Annotated in this window: 15 protein-coding genes; 9 read left to right on the forward strand and 6 right to left on the reverse strand. The window is 42.5% G+C overall.

Annotated elements, in window-relative coordinates; translation table 11 throughout:
- Positions 1-80 precede the first annotated feature (80 nt).
- The 5 genes from prpF to H4W00_RS09070 all read left to right on the forward strand — a co-directional run bounded on the left by prpF (position 81) and on the right by H4W00_RS09070 (position 6,445).
- Positions 81-1,313, forward strand: a complete 1,233-nt coding sequence (prpF, locus tag H4W00_RS09050; protein WP_209957434.1) for a 2-methylaconitate cis-trans isomerase PrpF — start codon at positions 81-83, stop codon at positions 1,311-1,313.
- A 215-nt stretch (positions 1,314-1,528) separates the two neighbouring features.
- Positions 1,529-3,382, forward strand: a complete 1,854-nt coding sequence (locus H4W00_RS09055) for an ABC transporter ATP-binding protein (protein WP_209957435.1) — start codon at positions 1,529-1,531, stop codon at positions 3,380-3,382.
- 136 nt (positions 3,383-3,518) lie between these two features.
- Positions 3,519-4,112: a GNAT family N-acetyltransferase gene (locus H4W00_RS09060; protein WP_209957438.1), complete on the forward strand. Its 594-nt coding sequence runs from the start codon at positions 3,519-3,521 to the stop codon at positions 4,110-4,112.
- A gap of 27 nt (positions 4,113-4,139) precedes the next feature.
- Positions 4,140-4,703: a GNAT family N-acetyltransferase gene (locus H4W00_RS09065; RefSeq protein ID WP_209957441.1), complete on the forward strand. Its 564-nt coding sequence runs from the start codon at positions 4,140-4,142 to the stop codon at positions 4,701-4,703.
- Positions 4,704-4,930: 227 nt separating this feature from the next.
- Positions 4,931-6,445: a bifunctional 2-methylcitrate dehydratase/aconitate hydratase gene (locus H4W00_RS09070; protein WP_209957443.1), complete on the forward strand. Its 1,515-nt coding sequence runs from the start codon at positions 4,931-4,933 to the stop codon at positions 6,443-6,445.
- Between the two features lie 162 nt (positions 6,446-6,607).
- Here H4W00_RS09070 and H4W00_RS09075 read toward each other — a convergent pair whose 3' ends face one another.
- Positions 6,608-7,348: an SDR family oxidoreductase gene (locus tag H4W00_RS09075; RefSeq protein ID WP_209957445.1), complete on the reverse strand. Its 741-nt coding sequence runs from the start codon at positions 7,346-7,348 to the stop codon at positions 6,608-6,610.
- Between the two features lie 261 nt (positions 7,349-7,609).
- A complete protein-coding gene (locus H4W00_RS09080) occupies positions 7,610-9,118 on the reverse strand; it encodes a nucleobase:cation symporter-2 family protein (protein WP_209957447.1) in 1,509 nt (502 codons plus the stop codon).
- Between the two features lie 604 nt (positions 9,119-9,722).
- Between H4W00_RS09080 and H4W00_RS09085 the strand changes: the two genes are divergently transcribed.
- Both H4W00_RS09085 and H4W00_RS09090 read left to right on the forward strand, forming a co-directional pair.
- Positions 9,723-11,102, forward strand: coding sequence for a DUF2868 domain-containing protein (locus H4W00_RS09085; RefSeq protein WP_209957449.1), 1,380 nt, complete (start codon positions 9,723-9,725; stop codon positions 11,100-11,102).
- A 291-nt stretch (positions 11,103-11,393) separates the two neighbouring features.
- On the forward strand, positions 11,394-13,193 hold the full coding sequence (locus H4W00_RS09090; RefSeq protein WP_334684933.1) for a DUF3482 domain-containing protein: 1,800 nt from the start codon (positions 11,394-11,396) through the stop codon (positions 13,191-13,193).
- An 80-nt stretch (positions 13,194-13,273) separates the two neighbouring features.
- Here H4W00_RS09090 and H4W00_RS09095 read toward each other — a convergent pair whose 3' ends face one another.
- From H4W00_RS09095 to H4W00_RS09105, 3 genes are all read right to left on the reverse strand, one after another.
- Complete coding sequence (locus H4W00_RS09095; RefSeq protein ID WP_209957452.1) at positions 13,274-14,281, reverse strand: ArsA family ATPase; 1,008 nt, start codon at positions 14,279-14,281, stop codon at positions 13,274-13,276.
- A 115-nt stretch (positions 14,282-14,396) separates the two neighbouring features.
- Positions 14,397-14,711 (reverse strand): cory-CC-star protein, encoded by a 315-nt coding sequence (locus H4W00_RS09100; RefSeq protein WP_327193625.1) that lies wholly within the window; start codon positions 14,709-14,711, stop codon positions 14,397-14,399.
- 287 nt (positions 14,712-14,998) lie between these two features.
- Entirely contained in the window at positions 14,999-16,678 is a 1,680-nt protein-coding gene (locus tag H4W00_RS09105) for a carbon starvation CstA family protein (RefSeq protein ID WP_209957454.1), read from the reverse strand.
- A gap of 693 nt (positions 16,679-17,371) precedes the next feature.
- Here H4W00_RS09105 and H4W00_RS09110 point away from each other — a divergent pair.
- Positions 17,372-18,043 (forward strand): hypothetical protein, encoded by a 672-nt coding sequence (locus H4W00_RS09110; RefSeq protein WP_209957456.1) that lies wholly within the window; start codon positions 17,372-17,374, stop codon positions 18,041-18,043.
- Positions 18,044-18,152: 109 nt separating this feature from the next.
- A complete protein-coding gene (locus tag H4W00_RS09115; RefSeq protein WP_209957458.1) occupies positions 18,153-18,716 on the forward strand; it encodes a hypoxanthine-guanine phosphoribosyltransferase in 564 nt (187 codons plus the stop codon).
- Between the two features lie 94 nt (positions 18,717-18,810).
- Here H4W00_RS09115 and recD read toward each other — a convergent pair whose 3' ends face one another.
- Positions 18,811-21,162: an exodeoxyribonuclease V subunit alpha gene (gene recD, locus H4W00_RS09120; protein WP_209957460.1), complete on the reverse strand. Its 2,352-nt coding sequence runs from the start codon at positions 21,160-21,162 to the stop codon at positions 18,811-18,813.
- Positions 21,163-21,175: the final 13 nt, after the last annotated feature.

Raw genomic sequence — 21,175 nt, forward strand, 5'->3', positions numbered from 1 at the left:
GTATTTTACCACAGATATTAATTATTTACGAATATCATCAAGAAAACAGGTTAATAAACCCATAAAAAGGACTTCTTCTAATGACCCAATCAAATAATAACCCAAACACCAATTTCGCCCCGCAAATATCTGTCTCTGCCACCTATATGCGTGGAGGCACGTCAAAAGGCACCTTCTTTAAACTCTCTGACTTACCTGAGCGTTGCCAAGTCGCTGGCGAGTCGCGTGATAATTTCTTATTACGTGTTATCGGCAGCCCTGATCCTTATGGCAAGCAAATCGACGGCTTGGGTAATGGCAGTTCTAGCACTTCAAAAACCGTCATTCTATCTCCAGCAGATAGCAATGACTATGATGTCAATTATCTGTTTGGTCAGGTCAATATTGCCAAGCCCATGATTGACTGGAGTGGTAACTGCGGTAATCTAACGGCAGCGGTGGGCGCTTGTGCCATTAATATGGGTTTAGTAGCTGCTGACCGTATTCCTGAAAATGGTATTTGTGCAGTACGTATCTGGCAAGAGAACATTGGTAAGACTATTATTGCTCACGTTCCTGTCTATACAGACGACAATCAAAAGGTTCAAGTACAAGAAACCGGTGATTTTGTGTTGGATGGCGTGACCTTCCCTGCTGCTGAAGTCAAAGTTGAGTTTATTGATCCCGTAGATGGTGACAGTGCTATGTTTCCTACTGGTAACTTAGTCGATGAATTTACCGTGCCTAATATTGGCAGTTTTGAAGCGACTTTCATTAGCGCCGGTATTCCCACTATTTTCTTAAAGGCCGAAGATTTAGGCTTAACCGGTACAGAGCTGCAAAGTGATGTTAATAGCGATACTGACTTACTGACCAAGCTTGAAACTATTCGCGCCCATGGCGGGGTGGCGATGGGCTTATTTTCTGATATCAGTGAGGCGCAAACTCGTCAGCATACCCCAAAATTAGCATGGGTAGCTCAAGCTAGCAGCTATACGGCCTCTAGTGGCAGTGAGGTCTCTGCGGATGAGATTGATTTAGTAGTTCGGGCGATGAGTATGGGACAGTTGCATCACGCTATGATGGGCACAGCAGCAGTAGCGATTGCAGCAGCAGCAACGACCCAAGGCACCCTAGTCAATCAAGCAGCAGGTGCTGGCCAATCCGAAAAACAGCTGTCTGAAGTGCGCTTTGGTCATCCGTCAGGAACGTTATTGGTTGGCGGAAAAACAGAACAAGTTAATGGGCGCTGGCAAGCTAAGAAAGTCTCTATGAGTCGTTCTGCGCGTCGTATCATGGTTGGACAAGTTTTTGTACCAGCGGACTGCTTCTAAGCTGGGACTAAGTTGCAATAAGGTCTTTTTTATTAGCCAAAAATTCAGTAGGAATATCTAAAACAGGCATTCTTACTAAAGACCGTATTAAATATGATTAATAGAAGATTTTAAACTCTAAATCGAACACACCAGCCAAAAAATTTAACAAGTTTAACGCTTCAAAATCGTTAGATTTGTTTTAACATAACCATCTAATTTTTTATATTACGTTTATGCCAAACTCTAGCCAACCCCGACGTATACATCTAGACAAAAAGCCACCAGTCAAAAAAACTGAGCGGAGGGCCTTGCTGTGGGATATTCTCAAAAAGCTGGCGGTATTTGCCGCGCCTTACAAAACTTTAATTATCTTCACGCTGATTTTGACAGTGCTTGGCTCCTTTACCGCCCAAGTCAATGCTTTTGTATTGCGTTATACCGTGGATACCCTGACTGAGATTGCGACCCTACCCGACCCTTGGGAGGCAGGTTTGCGAATGCTAGGCATCATCAGTGTTGTCTTGCTAACTAAAGAAGTGTTATCAATATTCATCTCTTTTGGACAGCGCTACTTTGGTGAAAAAATTCGTATTAACCTATCACGCGATTTATCACAGCGCATTATCGAGCGCATCCTTACCTACCGCATGGCGTTTTATACCAGTAGCGAAAATGACAGTGGCAAGTTACAAACCCGTATCGATTACGGTGTCAGTAGTCTCACAAGCTTAGTGCAAAACTTCTTTATTGATATGTTACCTTTGTTTGCCAGTGCCTTTGTATCGCTGATTATTATGTTTTCGACCAACTTTTGGATTGGTCTAGTTGGTCTTATTATCATACCGATATATTTCTTTATCAGTCAAAGACAAGCGCGGCGCTTACAAGGCTTTCGGCGGCAGATGCGCGGCTTTAGGGAAGCCAAAAGTGGCTTGGTAATCTCACTTATTAACTCTATCAGTGTGGTTAAATCTTTCGTTCGCGAGGTGATTGAAGCGGATAAGCACTTAAACATTCAAAAAGACATGACTGAAAACCAGCTTAGGATTCGCAGTATTGGTTTCATTTATGACGCGGTAAAAACCTTTATTGAGCAAATTGGTATCGTGGTTATTATCCTACTGACCGCCTACTTTGTATTAAAGGGCGAAATGACCATCGGTATGATTTTATTTCATGTGATACTTTTTCAGAACGTCGCGGCGCCTATTCGCCAATTACACCGTATTTATGATCAAATTAATAATGCTTTGACCTATGCTGAAGGCTTTTTTGAGATTTTAGAAGACGACCAACAAGTTGAAAATATAGCAGGGGCGAGTAGCAAAGGCTTAAAAGGTCACATCGAACTCAAAAATGTCGACTTTACGTATCCTAACGGTACTCAAGCTTTGCAAGATGTTAGCTTTAGCATCAAACCCAATCGTATCACAGCGCTTGTGGGCTTAAGTGGCGCTGGTAAGAGCACTATTATTAGCCTGTTGGTTAAATTTTATGAGCCAAACGCTGGCAAGATATATCTAGATGGACGCGATCTGGCAGAATACGACACCCATGAATTACGTCAGCAGGTTGGTTTGGTACTACAAAAAAATCATATATTTTCAGGTACGATCGCTGAGAACATCCGCTATGGTGACATGCATGCTAGCGATGATGAAATCTTCACTGCCGCAACCAAAGCCTCAATTCATGAGCAAGTCATTAAGTTGCCTGACGGCTATGAGAGCGAGGCCAATTCATTATCTGGTGGTCAACAGCAGCGTATTGCCTTGGCAAGAATGTTCTTAAAAGATCCACCGATTGTGTTTTTGGATGAACCGACGGCTAGCCTGGATGCGATTGCCAGTCAACAGATTAAAAGAAGCCTCGATTTGATTAAAAAAAACCGCACGGTGATTATGGTCTCGCACAATATTGCCCAAATTATTGATGCCGATGACTTGGTAGTAATAGAAAACGGCCAAGTGGTCGAGACTGGAACGCACGAAGAGTTATACGCACAACATGGCAAGTATTTCGAGATATTTAATGCCATGTCTGATAGTTTGAACTTAGATAAAATCACTCAAACCTTAAACGGTTAGCAAGCACTTAAGTCGTTATAATGGCTGCTTATCATATTATCATGCCGAGCTATGTATTCAGTTATATATCTAGCTATGTATATTCTATCTATATCTATTATCCACTATCCACTAAGTCGTCAGAAGCTATTTAACTATGACCTATGAATTTTCTATAAAAACTTTTGATGAGCTGACGTCAGTCGACCTTTATCATATTTTAAAATCTCGCTCGCAGGTATTTGTGGTCGAGCAAAATTGTGCTTATCAAGATATTGATAGCCTTGATCTTGATTGTCTGCACTTCATCGCTCATAAGGATGAGGCGCTTATAGGCTATTGCCGGATTATTGCGCCTGAATTTAATACCATGGTTGCTCATAGCTCAGTGAGTGCTCTAGGATCAATGTCTGCAATTGGCAGAGTGTTAGTATTGCCAGAATATCGAGGTGATGGCTTGGCACGCGCAATCATGATCCATGCCATCAAGTATTGCCGTAAAAAATACGCTAAGAAACCGATTGCCATCTCAGCACAGACCTATTTAATCAACTTCTATGAATCTCTAGGGTTCGTTCCCAATGGTGAGTTTTACCTTGAAGATGGTCTTGAACACGTTAATATGACGCTACACCTACTCAAAAAAGTCAAGGTAGAAAAGCCGGGTTCCCCTGTGACCAGCATCTTAACTTTTCTGCTTTTAGTGCTCGCTCTTTCGTTCATCGCAGGTTTGGTTTATTTAATGCTTTAGTCGTCTAATTAGTGAGAACCCAAAGCTATGCCAAGTACTACCACTCCAAACACGAAACCTTTATTACTATCACCACCATCATTATTGTCAGTCGTATGGCAATTAACCTCCTTTGCTGAGCTGAGTGCTTATCAGATCTATAACATCATTCAAGCGCGTGAACAGGTCTTTGTCAAAGATCAGGACTGTTCTTATATTGATGCTGATGGTTTAGATTTTGAGGCGCTGCACTTATCCGCTTATCAAGGTGATGCTGAGAGCGAAAGTATTGCCCCACAGCTATTGGCTTACTGCCGAATACTGATGCCAATAAACTTTGATAACCACGATATACAGCAGCATTCAAACACAAGCCATCCACGTATCGGTAGAGTATTGGTATTAGCGGATTATCGCGGTTATGGGCTGGCACGTGAGCTTATGATTAGGGCAATTGACTATTGTCACCTTCAATTGCCCAAGCAACCGATTCATATTTCGGCCCAAACCTATCTAATCGAATTTTATCAATCGTTGGGTTTTATCTGTGATGGGGTAGCCTTTGAAGAACAAGGCATCGAGCACATTCATATGAGTTTAGACAGTCTATAAGCTTATAAGGCTGAACAAAATGCCTAGCAACTCAAACGCTCACCATACTGCTGGCTAACCGTCAACAAACTGAGCCTAGTTGTACACTCTCCTACTGTTGTTTTATAGCGAGTGTGTTACCTTATTAGGTAGTAATGATTGCCAAGAATGACGGTAAAGTGGTAGCTGTAAATTAACAATCATAAAGCAGTAGGTAGGATACCTCACTTAAGACAAAGGACATGACTATGACAAACGCCCAAAGGACTACTGTAGAAAGTAACGTCCGTCCAGAATATGACGACGAAATTCAAAAAATCGCTGACTATGTCCTAAATTACTCTATAGATGAGGACTCTCCAAACAGAGAGGTGGCATGGAATACTGCGCGTCATTGTCTGATGGATACCCTTGGTTGCGGCCTACTTGCGCTGCGATTCCCTGAATGCACCAAACATTTAGGACCAAGTTGTGCCGATCAAATCACCCCTAATGGTGCGCGTGTCCCCGGCACCTCCCATCGACTTGATCCTATTAAGGCCGCTTTTGATATTGGTTGCATGGTGCGTTGGCTCGATTACAATGACACTTGGTTGGCTGCTGAGTGGGGACATCCGTCAGATAATTTAGGCGGTATTTTGGCGGTTGCAGACTATATCAGTCAGCAAAACGTCAGCCAAGGACGTGCGCCACTAACTATGAGAACGGTACTTGAGGCCATGATCATGGCCCACGAGATTCAAGGAATATTGGCATTAGATAACTCCTTTAACCGTGTTGGTCTCGATCATGTATTCTTAGTCAAGCTGGCCTCAACTGCAGTGGTGGCCAAATTATATAACTTGCCACGCGAACGCATTATGGCGGCTTTATCGCAAGCTATTGTCGATGGCCAAGCACTACGCACCTATCGTCATAGTCCCAATGCCGGTAGCCGAAAATCATGGGCGGCAGGTGATGCCACTAGTCGAGCGGTGCGCTTGGTAGACTTTACTAGACGGGGCGAGATGGGAATACCTAGTGCCTTGACCGCACCGCAGTGGGGATTTTATGATGTACTATTTAGCCATACCAATAAGGACCTAGCCCCTAAGTCTGCAAGCGATCGACACTTTACCTTTCAACGAGACTTTGGCAGTTATGTGATGGAAAATGTCTTATTTAAGATAAGTTTCCCAGCTGAGTTTCATGCACAGACCGCCTGCGAGGCCGCCGTAATTTTGCATCCACAAATCGAAGGTAGAATTGATGATATCGATAAAATTGTACTGACCACTCATGAATCAGCAATTCGAATCATCTCAAAAGAAGGCCCGCTAGCCAATCCGGCTGATCGTGACCATTGTTTACAGTATATGGTTGCTGTGCCGTTGCTTACCGGTGATCTTATGGCAGAAAACTACGAGGATGACTATCATGCTCAGCATTCATCAATCGATGAATTGCGGCGCAAAATGTTTGTAGAAGAAGACGCTCATTATTCAATAGATTATCATGACCCCAGCAAGCGCTCAATTGCTAATGCCATCCAGATATTCTTTAAAGATGGTAGCAGCACGGACAAGGTAGCGGTTGAATATCCTCTCGGCCACAAACGCCGCCGTGAGGAAAGTATTCCGATATTAGAAGCCAAGTTCCATGCCAGTCTTGCCACTCGGTTTATAGACAGTCGTTGTGAAGCCATTGCCAGGCTATGTGACGATCAAGCGCAATTAGAGCAAACGCCAGTGAATGAGTTTATGGATATGTTTGTCATTAACTGATTAGTATTCATAAACGCTACTGGCGCACGAGCCACTCTTTAGTATCTATCAAAACAGCGCTTGATATCCCCGACTTGAACGATGGGGATATCAAGCGCTGTTTGTTTGGTGAGTGTTATAGAATGCTTGGGCTGTATAGACATAGACCCAAGTTATCAACATTTACCAGGGTATCGACTCACCTGACCAATCAACGAAACTTCCTGATTGGTCAGCGGTCATGCTGGCAAGTACTTCTAATAGGCATTCAGCGCTATAGGCTGGCGAGAACAGGTGTCCATCCGCGACATTACTTTGAAAGGGAGCAGACAGCTGGGTATTTACTGTACCTGGTTGCATGACCACTACACAGACATTTTTGAGTGAACGTCCCCATTCGATACTTAGGTTTTTCATACCCATATTTAGCGCCGTTTTACTCATCCGGTAGCTATACCAACCGCCCATTTGGTTGTCACTGATACTGCCAACGCGTGCTGAGATAGTCGCAAATATTGCAGGCTTGTCAGCATCGCGCTCAGCTTTAGTTAATAAGGGTTTTAAATGCTTAGCAATGAGTAATCCAGCTAAAGCGTTCACTTGCATGTTGTATAAGAAAAAGTCAGTCTCAACTTGTCTGAGCGCTTTTTCTGGCTGTGAGTGCTCGGTATGAAGTAGCCCCACGCAGTTAATCACCCAATCAATATGCGGGCTCTGTTGTTTAATAACATCGGCTGCCTGCTTGATGCTGTCTTCATCGCTTACGTCCATTTTTAGCCAATGTAGATTGTCCGCTTCAAAATCAGGGACACTTCTATGATAAGTGGCAAAGACCTGATTACTGGTGCTGTTTACCAGTTGCTTAACCATTGCTTGGCCGATACCGCCGGTACCGCCAATGATAAGATACGTTTTATTGCTCATACTAACTCCTTGTCTTAAAACCAATTATCAATTAGTAACTCCATCAACCACTACTCTCATACTAAGCGTAATAAGCCAACTGACCATTCATTCTAAGTTGCATTAATGTGCTGGTTATTTATTATGGCTACTTTTTTACATCTTTACCAATTTAGTTTAGTCAACTGGCCCATAAAAAAAGCCACCTAATGAGGCAGCTTTTTTGTTCTGAGTGTCGATCACATTGTCATATAATTATTTTTCACCACTGGCAAGCAAAAGTTAATGGTGAGCCGCAGCTTTTGGTGGTATCTCTTCACCTTCTAATGCCACTACCGCAATCTCATTGCCTTCAGCATCATATAGCTTACCTTCAGTGAAGTAATCACCTTCAGTCAAATCTAAGAGCACAGCATGACGTACTGAGCGGTCTTCTGTTCCTGCCACAAATACGGACTGATTTTCTGAATTACCTATCTTTAAATGGTTGAATAATAAGTTTAGGGCGATGGCCATAATCGCAGCAGAGCTGATGCCTGAATGGAAAATAGTCGCAAACCAGTCTGGGAATTGATCGTAAAAAGATGGCGCGGCAATCGGTAACATACCAAAACCGATAGAGGTAGCCACAATGATTAGGTTCATATTATTAGAGTAGCTGACTTGTGCTAACGTACGTATACCACTGGCAGCAACTGTACCAAATAATACAATGCCTGCACCGCCTAAAACAGCAGTCGGAACGGTGGCAATCACCCGTCCCATAATAGGCATCAAGCCTAAGACTACTAAAATAATACCGGCATAGGCTACTACGAAACGGCTTTTAACACCCGTTACCGCAACCAAACCCACGTTCTGTGCAAAAGCACTTTGAGTAAAAGAGCCAAATATTGGGGCAATCATACTTGCTGCCATATCGGCACGTAGACCATTACCTAAACGTTTTGAGTCGACCTTAGTATCAATAATATCACCAACTGCCAAAATATCTGCTGAGGTTTCTACTAAAATAACCAACACTACAATAAACATAGAGATGATGGCGGCCAGCTCAAAGGTAGGTGCGCCAAAATGGAAGGGTGTGGGAAAGGCAAAAATAGAACCGGTGGTAATACCAGAGAAATTGACTAGGCCGAAAGCCCAAGCCGCAGAGGTGCCGATGACCATAGCCAGCAAAATTGATAAGCGACTGATGGCCGCATTACCCAACTTGCTTAGCAGTAATACCATCAACAAGGTAAAGCCTGCCAGACCAATATTAGTCACGCTACCAAATTCAGGTAAGTTACTATTGCCACCCATTGCCCAGCGCGCCGCTACCGGCATTAAGGTCAAACCGATGGTGGTAATGACCGTACCAGTTACCAGGGGTGGGAAAAACTTAATAATTTGGGAGAAAATAGGGGTAATCAAAAAGCCAAGGGCAGAGGCCGCAATTACCGCACCAAATACCGAAGATAGCCCGCCCCCTGAGGTCACAATCGCCACAACAGTCGCGACACTGGCAAAAGACACTCCCTGTACCAGTGGCAGCTGACAACCAAAGAATGGTACACCTAGGGTCTGTAATAATGTTGCAAGACCACCAATAAATAAAGAGGCGGCAATCAATAAGCCAATTTCAGCTGGTAGTAATCCAGCCGCTTGTCCAACAATTAGTGGTACAGCAATGATGCCACCATACATGGTGAGTACATGCTGAAAGCCATAAGCAATATTGGCGACAACACCCAGATTTTCATCTTCTGGCCGTGCAAATGTCGGTTGAGAGGTGGGTTTCATATCCATGAATAAACGTGCTCCCTGCATGTTATATTTTTAATATGTCTGACTGACACATTATTAGTAGTGTAGAAATAAATACGAATAGTTTGAAAATAGCTTAATGCTTAATACATAAGAAGAATTTTTTCCGGCGTTACTATAAAAAGAGCAACCGTAGTTCCCAATCAGGAATAGGATGCAACATTGATTGATGATTAGGATTTAAGGTTATAGAGAGTGTAGATAGCCCGCTATTTATGATGCTTTTTCTGTGTAAATGGTCTGAATGTCACGGACAGCTGATACAGGAGCATCAAAACCGTGTGCTACTATTATTGTAAATCTTGAGTTAACACGTGAGTTATTTGCGGTTACTATTTTTTTAGTTATGATAGTCGGCTTATCTCGCACTTTTAGCATAGCGCGTATTTATAATAACTGCTAGTAATTTTTTGACCAAATGGTCAGGTTTTTGTTTTCTTTGTCAAATTACATCCATTTACACATAGGTATTAGCAAAAAATATGGACATTCTGTAATGATTATTTACTTCAGATCTGCAATATTATAGCCGTTAAATAGTCACTTACCATTCAACCTAACGCTTTTATACGGACATTAACCCACCATGCTATCACCCCAAGACCAATTGACTGAGCTGGTACGAGCCCTTGAGACTCAGCAGCATGTCTTTGCCACTGATCCACTACTAATCACTGAAAAGCTGCAAACAGAAAAAGGCACGCCTACCCAAAAGTTGCATCGCCGCGCATCAGGTATTGATAGTAATGGCGCACTGACAAGGGTGCTAGGTAAGATTGATGGGCGTATCAAAGGCATCATAACGGTCATGAGTATCGTATGGTGTGTGTCAGGGTTCTTGGGTTTGTTTACCCTGCTACAGGCCAATGTGATCAACTTTTTTTATGTGTTGGTGTGCTTGCTCGGCTTTCATACGATTATGCTAGTTAGCTGGCTAGTATTAACTTTGGTTAATCGAGGTAAACAATCCTCAAACTGGTTTGCAAGTTTTGTTAGCCCAAGCCACCTTATTCGTGGTAAAGACGATATTACCCAAGCGGCGGTGGGCCTATATGAACGACAACTTCAGCATAGTGGCATGCGCTGGTATCTGGGTAAATTCAGTCATCAGCTTTGGCTTGCCACCCTAACCGGCATGTTGTGCGCGATTATATTTTTGTTGATTGTGCGCCAGTATAGTTTTAGCTGGGAATCGACTTTACTATCGGATCAAGCACTGATTACACTTACCCATCTGCTCGGCTGGTTGCCTAATATGGTAGGATTTGATGTGCCGGATAATGCCGCTATTGTACAAAGTCGGTTGGTGTCGGATGCCCTGCCTTTATCAGTGGCTAGGCAGTGGGCAAGTTTATTGGTCGGTAGTCTGCTGATGTATGGCATCGTACCGCGTGCCATCGCATGGTCGTTTTGTGCACTAATATTTAGCCGTAAAAAAATGCGTTTAGATATCAAGCTACCCTATTATCAAAAGATTTTGAACTTTTGGCAGCGTCAAGTGGTGGATGCGGACGACTTCACCGAGATCACCGCACCTGTGGCACCAAAAGCGACCGTAAGTGCAGGCGAGAAGTTGGTCGCCTTGCTGGAATATCCTTCTGATATAGAGCAATGGTGGCAGATAGGTGTTGAGCATTTAGATAATAGTGATCATAAAATAGAAGACTTTGGTATCGTCGATGATCGCGACGATATGATGCGTTTAATAACTTATCTAGATCAAAATCCCGTACAAGTACTACTCGGAATTAATAACAAAGCGTTGCCTGATCGAGGTACGTTGCGCAAACTGGATCAAATTGCGACTCATGCTAGGCACGGCCTGATTGTGCAACTACTCAATGATAAAAATACTGATACTTCTGCAGCAGAAGGGTCTCTGATCCCAACCTCACCACCGGCAGTAAGGCAGCAACAATGGCAAACCGTACTCGCTGCTCGGAAAATAGGCTTGGTCAATAATTAATAATTTTTTGATGATAAACTTTTAATTTATTATTAAGTTAGCGCTAAATTGTCGTCAAATGACTGGTATTTAAAATATTATAGACACTACTAAGTAACATGTGCACACAACAAATGTTAATTAATCAAAGCTTTAGCCTTATATTAAGGGAGCGAAGATGTAAAACAACAGCAGACAAGTGACGATAAGTTATGGCAATATCAGATGATAGCAATAGCTCAATGAATTTAGGTGAGTACAGTCAGACCTTAGTTGAATAAAATTTCAATATTAATAACGTAAGACACCATTATGAATCATGATAATAATAAAAATATTGACGTCAATAACCCCAATCTGCAAAAAAGTCTTTTTGCAGATAAAGCTTACGATGCACCCTCTGAACCAAGTCAGGTATTATTGGCATCGGGAGATACAGATACCCTCAACCAAAAGCCCTTTAACCAAAAAGCCTTTAACCAAGAGCCCTTAAGCCATGAATCGACTGTTAGTATTAACAAAAACCAAGATAAGGTCTATACCATTGATAGTAGTTATTCTTCATCATCAATAACTGAACCTGTGGCGCGCAATAAAAAAACGATTGCCAGTGGTGAGCCATTAAAACTAGCGGTTGTTGGACATACTAATACTGGCAAGACTTCAGTATTGCGCACCCTACTACGTGATGTTTATTTCGGTAAGGTTAAAAATGAAGCAGCGACTACCCGCCATGTTGAACGTGCCCAACTGACTGACAGTCAAACGGGTGAAGTATTGGTGGCGTTATATGATACACCTGGGTTAGAAGATGCTTCCGGTCTGATGGATTGGCTGGAAGATAATACGGCCAGTCGTCGAGACGGTATTGAGCGTTTACAACAGTTCTTGGCAGCCGACATTGCGTCTGGTATTGCGTCTGGGTCTACAGGTATTGATACATTGGATACTAATGACGGTTACGGCTACCACGATTATAGCCAAGAAGCTAAGGTCGTTAGGCAACTGCTGGCGAGTGATATGGCTATTTATGTGATTGATGCGCGTGAGCCGGTACTCGGTAAGTATAAGGATGAATTGGCTATTTTGTCGTGGGCTGCGATTCCAGTGATGCCTGTATTCAACTTCACAGATAGCCAAGACGCCAATATCGATCAGTGGCAGACCATGCTGGCACGTCGTAATCTACATATTTCAACACGTTTTGATTCGGTGGCGTTTGAATTTACCGATGAGATAAGACTGTGGCAAAACTTGGCTGCCATGCTTACCCATGCCGAAATGCTCGAGCAGCTAATGCAACGCCGAGCTGAAGACTGGGCACAGTTATATGATGAGGCCAATATTATCATTGCAGATTTTTTATTAAATGTTGCCGCCTTTGTGCGTGAGATCAACAATGACGACGACCCATTACCCGTATTACAACAAATGCAAGAAGCGGTACGCCAAAGCGAGCGTACCATGCAGCATCATTTATTAAATCTATACAAGTTTTATGACAATGCCGCAGCAGCAACACCGCTTGAATTGCCAGCTTATCAGCAAGACCCCTTTGATCCTGAGTTGCTCAAAAGTTATGGTATTCGCACTACTTCAGGGGCGGCGGCTGGCGCGTTATTAGGATTGGGGTTTGATGCTGCAGCCTTAGGGACTACCTTAGGACTGGGTGCGATATTAGGCGGTATCGCCGGCGGGCTATTGTCCAATACTAGTAGTCTCGCCGATAAAATAACAGGGGTAAAGCGCTTATACATTGACCCTGCTACTTTAACGTTACTGGCCACTCGTGCTATAGATCTACTTACCGCCCTACGTCACCGTGGCCATGCGGCTACTGATGCGACCCAAATGTTATATAGCACTGAGCAAGCTGACGCTCAGAAAACCAGTGGCCATGACGATACTCACTATATTGATGGTAGCGCGACTCAAAAGACTCTCTGGCCAACCCATAAGCTACCAAGTGAGCTCAAAAGAGCGCGCGGCAAGCCGCAATGGTCCTCATTAAATAGCGGTAAATCTGAACAAGCACAAAGCTTACGTATGGATGCGGCCTGGTCGCTATCACACCAGCTAGAAACCCATGAGCTAGAAACTCATGAGCTTTAGACCTACAAAATCGAGACCACTATGTTTGAACGCCCATAAATTGACGAGTTGATACTAGAGTAATAACCCAGTCCAACACCTTAGGTTAACAGAGCACTTAGCGCCTCAATACCACGCACATCTGTTTGCTGCAAATAAATCGGATATGTGGGGTAGTTGTTAAAAGTTTTTTCAATGTCACCCATGAGCTGCTGTTGTCTATCAGCACGTTGCCGCCAAAACTCGTCTGTTTGTGTTGGGGTGATAAGCTGATTCACTATGATTGCCGCTGGCGTGAGCTTGGTTTCTTCTAACTGCTCTATAGCGCGTTTGGTTTCAGCCAAAGGTAATACATCAGCGGTCATAACCTGTACGATGGCCGTTTTCGTGCGGTCATGAAGCAATAATCCTGCCTGACGAAACAACTCTTTGCGCTTTTCAAGCACGGTAACTGCCTGCTCCCAGCGATCTGGTTTGTGCTTAGCAAACGGGTTGGGCACGTCATTTTTATTATCTGTATGATTGCTGGTATCTAAATGAGTAGCAACTGAACGTAGCTTCGCTTGTCGCCGTTGCTGTGCTAAGAGCCCATCCGTCCACGCACCCATCATTTCAGGTAATACCAGTAAACGTAAAGTATGACCTGTAGGCGCGGTATCAAAAAAAATATGATCGTAGCCGGTATCGGCAGCCGCCACTAAATGCTGACACATCGACTCTAGCATTGCTGCTTCCTGTGCCCCAGGAGCTGACTTTGATAGACGCAGATGCTCACGAATCTTGGGCATCATATCAGGATTGGTGTAGCCTGAAATAGTGCGTTCTACTTGTGCAAAGTGAGCATCGACGATGATCTCAGGATTCAACTCAATAGCATCAAGGTACGGGGTGATCGCTGTTTTTTCATTGCTTAGCGCTACATTCAGTACATCACCTAAGCTATGTGCAGGATCGGTCGAAATGATGAGGGTTTTCTTTTTCTGAGCAGCATAATAGCTGGCCAGTGCTGCTGCTGCAGTGGTCTTACCCACCCCGCCTTTACCACCAACAAATATAATGGGCTGCGAGCCCAGTTGCTTAACTAACGAGCTTAAGGGTTGTAGTGCCATATTTTTTCTCAGTATTTTTGTCTCAATTACTGTGTCAATAAATGCTATTTTAATCGTTACTATTTTTGCTATTAACGTTACTGTCTACAGTGCTGGGCTATGATTATAACTATGGTTAGCAGCAGCCAACGTGATCAAACGGGCATCTGTCCATTCCCATACGGGTATGCCACTCATGAAAGTTCTCTAAGAATAACGGCTGTAACTCAAGGGTATAAAAGCTCGCTGGATTATCGATACCTAAACTCTCAGCAAACATCAGCAGCATAAAGAAATCTTCTTCATCACGAGCGGCACGTGCCATCGTTTGTCGATAAGGGGCATGATAGAACTCATTAAGACCCGCTGCAAAACGCTGCCACCATGGTGCGATATTTTGTGCTTGTGCTTGTACCTGGTCATCCTTGCCAAGGTTATCTGGCGTTTTCATTGGAAGCACTGAGCCATCTAATAGCTGGTTTAACAGATTGTTATTACCTTGATTGTCCATAGTTTGACCTAATTTTTTGGTAACACTCATGTGGAACTGATATGGAATGATAGCTAAAACATAGCATACTTAGCTATTATAGTGATAAATGGGTCACGATAGTTATTGTTTGCTTTTCTTTGCAAGAATCAATCATCACTTAATGACATAAAAAAACGCCAGCGATTGCTAGCGTCTTCTTCTAATTTAACCGTTAGTTTTAATGATTACTTTTGATAAATGGTCAGTTAAGTTCTATCTTTCCCTTTATGCTCTGACCATTCACGGCGTAAGACCGACAAACTCTCGAAGGTGACCAATATGGTAGCAATCAGGATAATGATATCCATGGTAATGAGCAACCAATTGCCATCAACGTAGAAGGTTTTAAGCTGGATTAATAACGCAAACACCGTCATCACTAATAAGAATGATAAGGGTGCTAAGGTATACCAAACCGGCTTGCCTTTACGTAATAAGATAACAGTCACAATCATTAAGGTTAATGCGGCCATTAACTGGTTAGTAGTACCGAATAAAGGCCAGATGATCATACCACCCGCACCATCGATACCGCCGGCACCAAATGCCAACAGCAAACAGGTTCCTACTGCTAACAGCGTAGCCACTACACCTTTGGTTAAGATTGGAATGTTATAAAACTCGCCAAATTCTTGGAAGATATAACGTTGCAAGCGTACCCCAGTATCCATAGTGGTACCCGCAAATAGTGCTGCCATAACCGTTAACATGGTTTGTGACAATACCATATCAATACCTACGCCGGCATTCAATATCGCAGCGCCACCGTCAATAAAGGCACCGATAGAGCCGTCACCGAATTTTTGATAAACGGCTTCCCAATCACCAAGTGTGGCAAAACCCGCGGTCGCCGCAAGAATCGCACCTAACGCTAGCATACCTTCACCAAGCGCACCGAAGTAACCAACGAAACGCGCGTCTTCTTCTTTATCAATCTGCTTAGAGGTTGTACCTGTTGCAACCAAACCATGGAAGCCTGAAATGGCACCACAAGCAATAGTAACAAAGAGCAGTGGCATGATTGAAGGTGTGTCTATTGGTAAATTAGTATTAATTGCCGGTGCCACAATAGTAGGTGTTGAGATAAAGATGGCGGCATATAATAAAATCAAACCAACGAATAACTGTAAGCCATTAATATAATCGCGTGGTTGCAATAACATCCATACTGGCAATAATGAGGCAACTGCCGCATAGGCAAATAAAATGATAATCCAAATGGCATTATCAGGCAGACCAAAAACCGTCTCAGGGAAGGCGAATGGGAACATAGGACCAAGGTAAATAAGCCCATATAATGCACTTACCCCAATTATTGATACCCAAACTAAATTCATCTTATAGCGATAAATACACTGACCGATGATAAGGGCAACAATTAACGCGCCCCATACTGGCAATACAGCTGACGGGGTTTTAATCATCATATTGGCAATAGCAACGCCGAATACAGCATTAACCATGAGCAATAGTAAGAAGATAACGACCATCATCAAACTACGTACGCGCGTACCCATAACCGTACCAGCGATGGAGCCAATGGACTGACCTCGATTACGCATACTGGCCCATATGGCTGACATATCATGAACGCCTGCCATAAAAATCGTACCAAAGACTACCCAAATTACAGCGGGTAACCAACCCCAAATTACCGCAATACCGGGACCAATAATCGGTGCGGCACCCGCAACTGAAGTAAAGTGATGCCCCCACAATACATATTTATTGGTGGGAACATAATCTACCCCATCTTTCATGGTGTGTGCTGGCGTGGGACGGCTATTATCTAATGCTAAAATTTTGGTGGCGATAAACTTCGAATAAAAAATATAACCGCAGAGCATCGCGGCGACGCCAAGTAACAATACAATGGCACTATTCATCTTATCTCTCCCTAGATAAAGTGAGCGCGGTCAATACTCTCACCTTGTTATCCTTGTTTTTTATTTCATAGTTTTTGTTTCATAATAAACGCTGGCAAGATACCAGTATTAGTCTATAGTCAAACTTATACAAATCCGCTGTGGCGTTACCCTTGTGTGGCTCAATTTCTGTGCTTGGCATCACATTGAGAGTAATCGACATCAAATGATATGAGTTCGACCCTACTCTCATATTATCTATTTTTAACTGAGGCTTTATATGCTGTTGAATGCAAGCTGCTATCGTCAAACGCTTACGATTGTGCTAAGTTAGAATACCAAGCAGAAGTTTATATTTATTAAGTGTAAACAAAGAATGTTATGCTTAAGTGATTATAGAACTACCCTAGTGTTATATAAAACTGAGGCATAAGATTTACCTAAAAATCGATGGTCTGCGTCAATTGTAGCTGATTTGACATCAAATGTAACGTTTAATGTCTACTTTGTAATATTTAAGTATCAATACTGGAAAATTGTAAGAAAAACTGATGCTTGTATTTCATAAATCTTTACTATTGTTCATCAGTTTGGCGTATTTATTAACAAATATGCATTATTATCTTATATCTATCAATAATATTTCAGCGGTAATATTTTTTCTACACTACCATCGCTAGTGACAATAAATAAATTTTAAATAAAGAGACTGTAATGGCACACTATTTTGGATTTATACCCTCAGATAAACTCACTGACATGATAGACGAAGCAGAACGCATTATTACCTCAAATGAGAAAATTGACTACTATCCTTATCGTAATGAGCTTACACAACAGATTGCTAGTGAACTTATTGATAGTTTATTGGTCAGCTTAATAGATGTGATTCCAAACCCTGAACGCCAAGCGTCTATGCGTAAAATTATTGGAACTATTGAGCGCGCGACTGAAACACTACTTAACGCCTTGCTTGGTAAAGATACCAATGAGGACGTTATGCCTAGCTTTAACTTTTTAAAAAGCCAGTCGATGTTTATAGATAATGAAGGGCTACGCCGTGTAGGATTTAAACTCTCTAAAGACTCGGCACAAAAAATTAATGAAGGTTTTGCATCAGTCACGCCAGATACGGTTAATAAAGTAAAGTTCAAAACAGCGCTTGAAACTATGAACGAAGAAGCATTAACTCATTTCATTAGCCACTTTACTGAAACACTGAAACTTGGCATGATCAAACGTAAGTCTATTCCTGTCGCCAAAGCGGCTATTAATAAAGGAATGAGTATGGCGATCAATAAACTACTGCCCCAGCTGTCTGATGCAGGACTGAATCGTTTAGCAAGTTTCTATCGCCCTTTTCTTATAGAATTACCGGATGAATAAAGCATTGATAACAATATCAGATTAATTTTGTCTTAAAAGTTATATGGCATTGGGAAAATTTGGTAAAACTTGCTAAAATAAGCAGCAATTTTTACCGAAGGCGCAACCTATGACTCAAATCAGTAATCAAGAAATTGAAAAAACGTTACGTAACTCAGAGTGCCTTATCAGTAGTATTGAAGTGGCCGCTGCTTATGAGCGTCTTGCCGCGCAGCTAAATCTACACTATGCTGGCTTAAATCCAATTGTCATGGTCGTTATGAATGGTGGGTTGATTCCAGCTGGTCAGCTACTTACCCATCTTACGTTCTATCATCGCATGCACTATATCCACGCTTCGCGCTATCGTGACAACGAAGGCACCAATGAATTGGATTGGAAATTTAAGCCCGATGTTAATATCGCCGGCGAGCATGTGTTATTGATTGATGATATTTTTGATGAAGGGATTACCCTAAAAGCCATCGTCGAAGAATTAAGTAAAGAGAAACCCGTTTCTATTGAGTCTTGTGTATTACTCAATAAACAACACGATCGTAAAATAGAAGGCTTTGATGTTGATTTCGTAGGTATCGATGTTGCTGATCGTTATGTTTATGGTTGCGGTATGGATTTCCATGGTTACTTACGTCATCTACCCGGTATCTATGCTATCAAAGAGAGCAAAATATAGTTTTTAACGTTTACTTTACTCTCAATATGAAATAAAAAAGCATCCAACTAGGATGCTTTTTTATTTCTTTATTTTGCTATAAATAAGTTCCTGACTAATAATTTTCAGAGGCATTATTAAGTGCTAAGAATTGTAGTCCTAGCCCAGTTTGCCTTTTAGTTGGTGTGGACAGTGCATGCGTAAAGGCGGAAGCGGTGCTAAAAATAGAGACTTGTTTCTTAGCACGCGTAACAGCGGTATAGATGAGTTCCTGATTAAGTAAACGTTCATTGTGAGCATCAAAGGCAATCGCTACATGGTCAAATTCTGACCCCTGCGACTTATGAATAGTCATCGCATAAGCGGTTGCAATCATCTCATCATTAAGCATGCTAGTAGCTAAGCCCTGCGTTTTGTTCTCAAAAAATACTTGTAAATGCCCCTTTTCTGTCTGCAGACAAATACCAATATCACCGTTAAATAAACCCAGCTCATAATTATTCTGTAAGACCATCACTGGGCGTCCGTGATACCAAGGAGATTTAGACAATGGTAGCTTGAGTTGCTTCCGATGCTGTTCGCTTAGATAATGATTAATATAATGGTCACCGCAACGGCCATGATGACCAGCAGTAAGCACTCTAAATTGATTAAGCAAAATTATTAGATCGTTAAAGTGGCTGATATATTTTTCTGTTGGCACAGAATTTGCTTTTCCTAGGCTTGCCAATATTTCCTGAGCCTGTCTCACATATCCGTGATAGCTATTCGAGAGGCTTTTTAAAAGATTATAATTACTTAGGCCATTTATTATTGCTGCATTGCTAGAAGCCACATTATTATCATTTGAACTGTCAGGTATATCATTAGTTAAGTGATAAAAATTTAATGCCTCATCATCCTGCAACAACTTCCAAACTGCGGTCATCTCATTTTTATCCGTAGGCCGTTGTAGGTTTTCTTGATTAATCAACCGCGCCAATTTACCAATCCCAGAGTCCTCAGTAAAACGCCGACTCATCTCAAGACGCTTATGAACGTCCTGTAGCGCAGGTATACGGCATAGATCGGCCAGTACCGCTCCAGCATCCACCGCCGCCAATTGATTGGCATCTCCTAATAGAATAAGTCGCGCATTAGGCTTGATTGCGCCGACTAAATAGTTAGCTAACTCCACTCCTAGCATAGACGCTTCATCAATAATGATAATATCTTCACTCAGCGGGTTTTTATCATTATAACGTGGCCGACCCCCCTGCCCGATACCAAGCAAACGATGAATAGTTTTTGCTTCTGGCAACTGTATAGACACGTCAGCCTGTTGTATCGCTTTTTGTAGCGACTCTTGCATACGCTGGGCCGCTTTACCTGTTGGGGCAGCTAACGCTAAGTTAGCACTAGTTGTGTTCCCTACTCCTGCTTCGTCAGGCTGTGCCTGTTGTAGAGCAATCACTAACTGGGCGACGGTAAAGGTCTTTCCAGTACCCGGTCCCCCAGTGATAATACTAAAAGCGGATTGATTCGCCATATGAATAGCATCTTGTTGCTCAGTGTTCAAAAGTGGATTGAGTGTTATCGGTAGTTTATTAACCTTTTGAGCTTTGATGCGAATAATGTGATGAGCAAGCGCATACTCAGCCTGCCATGTACGGTGTAGCCATAAGGTTACCTTATTATGGCTATTATTTGGACTTCGCTCTGAGTGAAAAATAATGGGCCGATTGGGCCCACTTTCATTGCTAGGGTCGTCGTCTTTGAAAAGTGGCTGATGGCTTAAAATATTTTTGAACTTACTTAGGCTATTTTCTTTAGGGCTAGAAGTTGCCGCCATCTGCTGTAAATAGCGATAAAGTTGACCGCATACGTTATACCGCTGCTCTAATATTAGCTTTTCATATTCAGGCAAAGTGGATTGGCGCATTGCGGTATCCCATAACGCCGTATGCTCCATAAGCTCAATGTCAATCACAGCCGCTGATGTGCCTTCCAATACTATGAATAACGGTTGCAACAGTGGTTGCAATAACTGCTGCTGCCAGCCGAAAAGTTCAGCGCCTTTGACTGATAGATCAACACTGCTTTCTATATCAGTACTGTTGCGCATATAAGTGCTAGGATAATTATCCTCCAACACTAATACGGTATGCCCCTCTTCCAAACGCTGTACCAGCACCTCAAATACCGCTTCAAATAACCAATCCTGTGTATCGTTACCTTCAGCATATACAGCGTCAGGTTGTAGTTGAGTATGATAGGCCAGTTGAGTCTGCTTGCGGCGCTGTAATAGATACCGACTGATTGTGGTGGGCCAACTACTCCCAACATCGCTATTAGCGTTGCTTTGAACGCTGCTCTGGTGCTTGCCTGCCTGCCCCTGTTGAGAGGCTGGTATATTTTTTGCCGAACTGTTTGCGTCTTGAGTTACTTTTTCAGCGGTTTCTTGCTCAACGTTATTATTATTGTTCATCATTTATCCATTT

It is taken from the genome of Psychrobacter sp. PL19, from assembly GCF_017875835.1.
Classification (GTDB): domain Bacteria; phylum Pseudomonadota; class Gammaproteobacteria; order Pseudomonadales; family Moraxellaceae; genus Psychrobacter.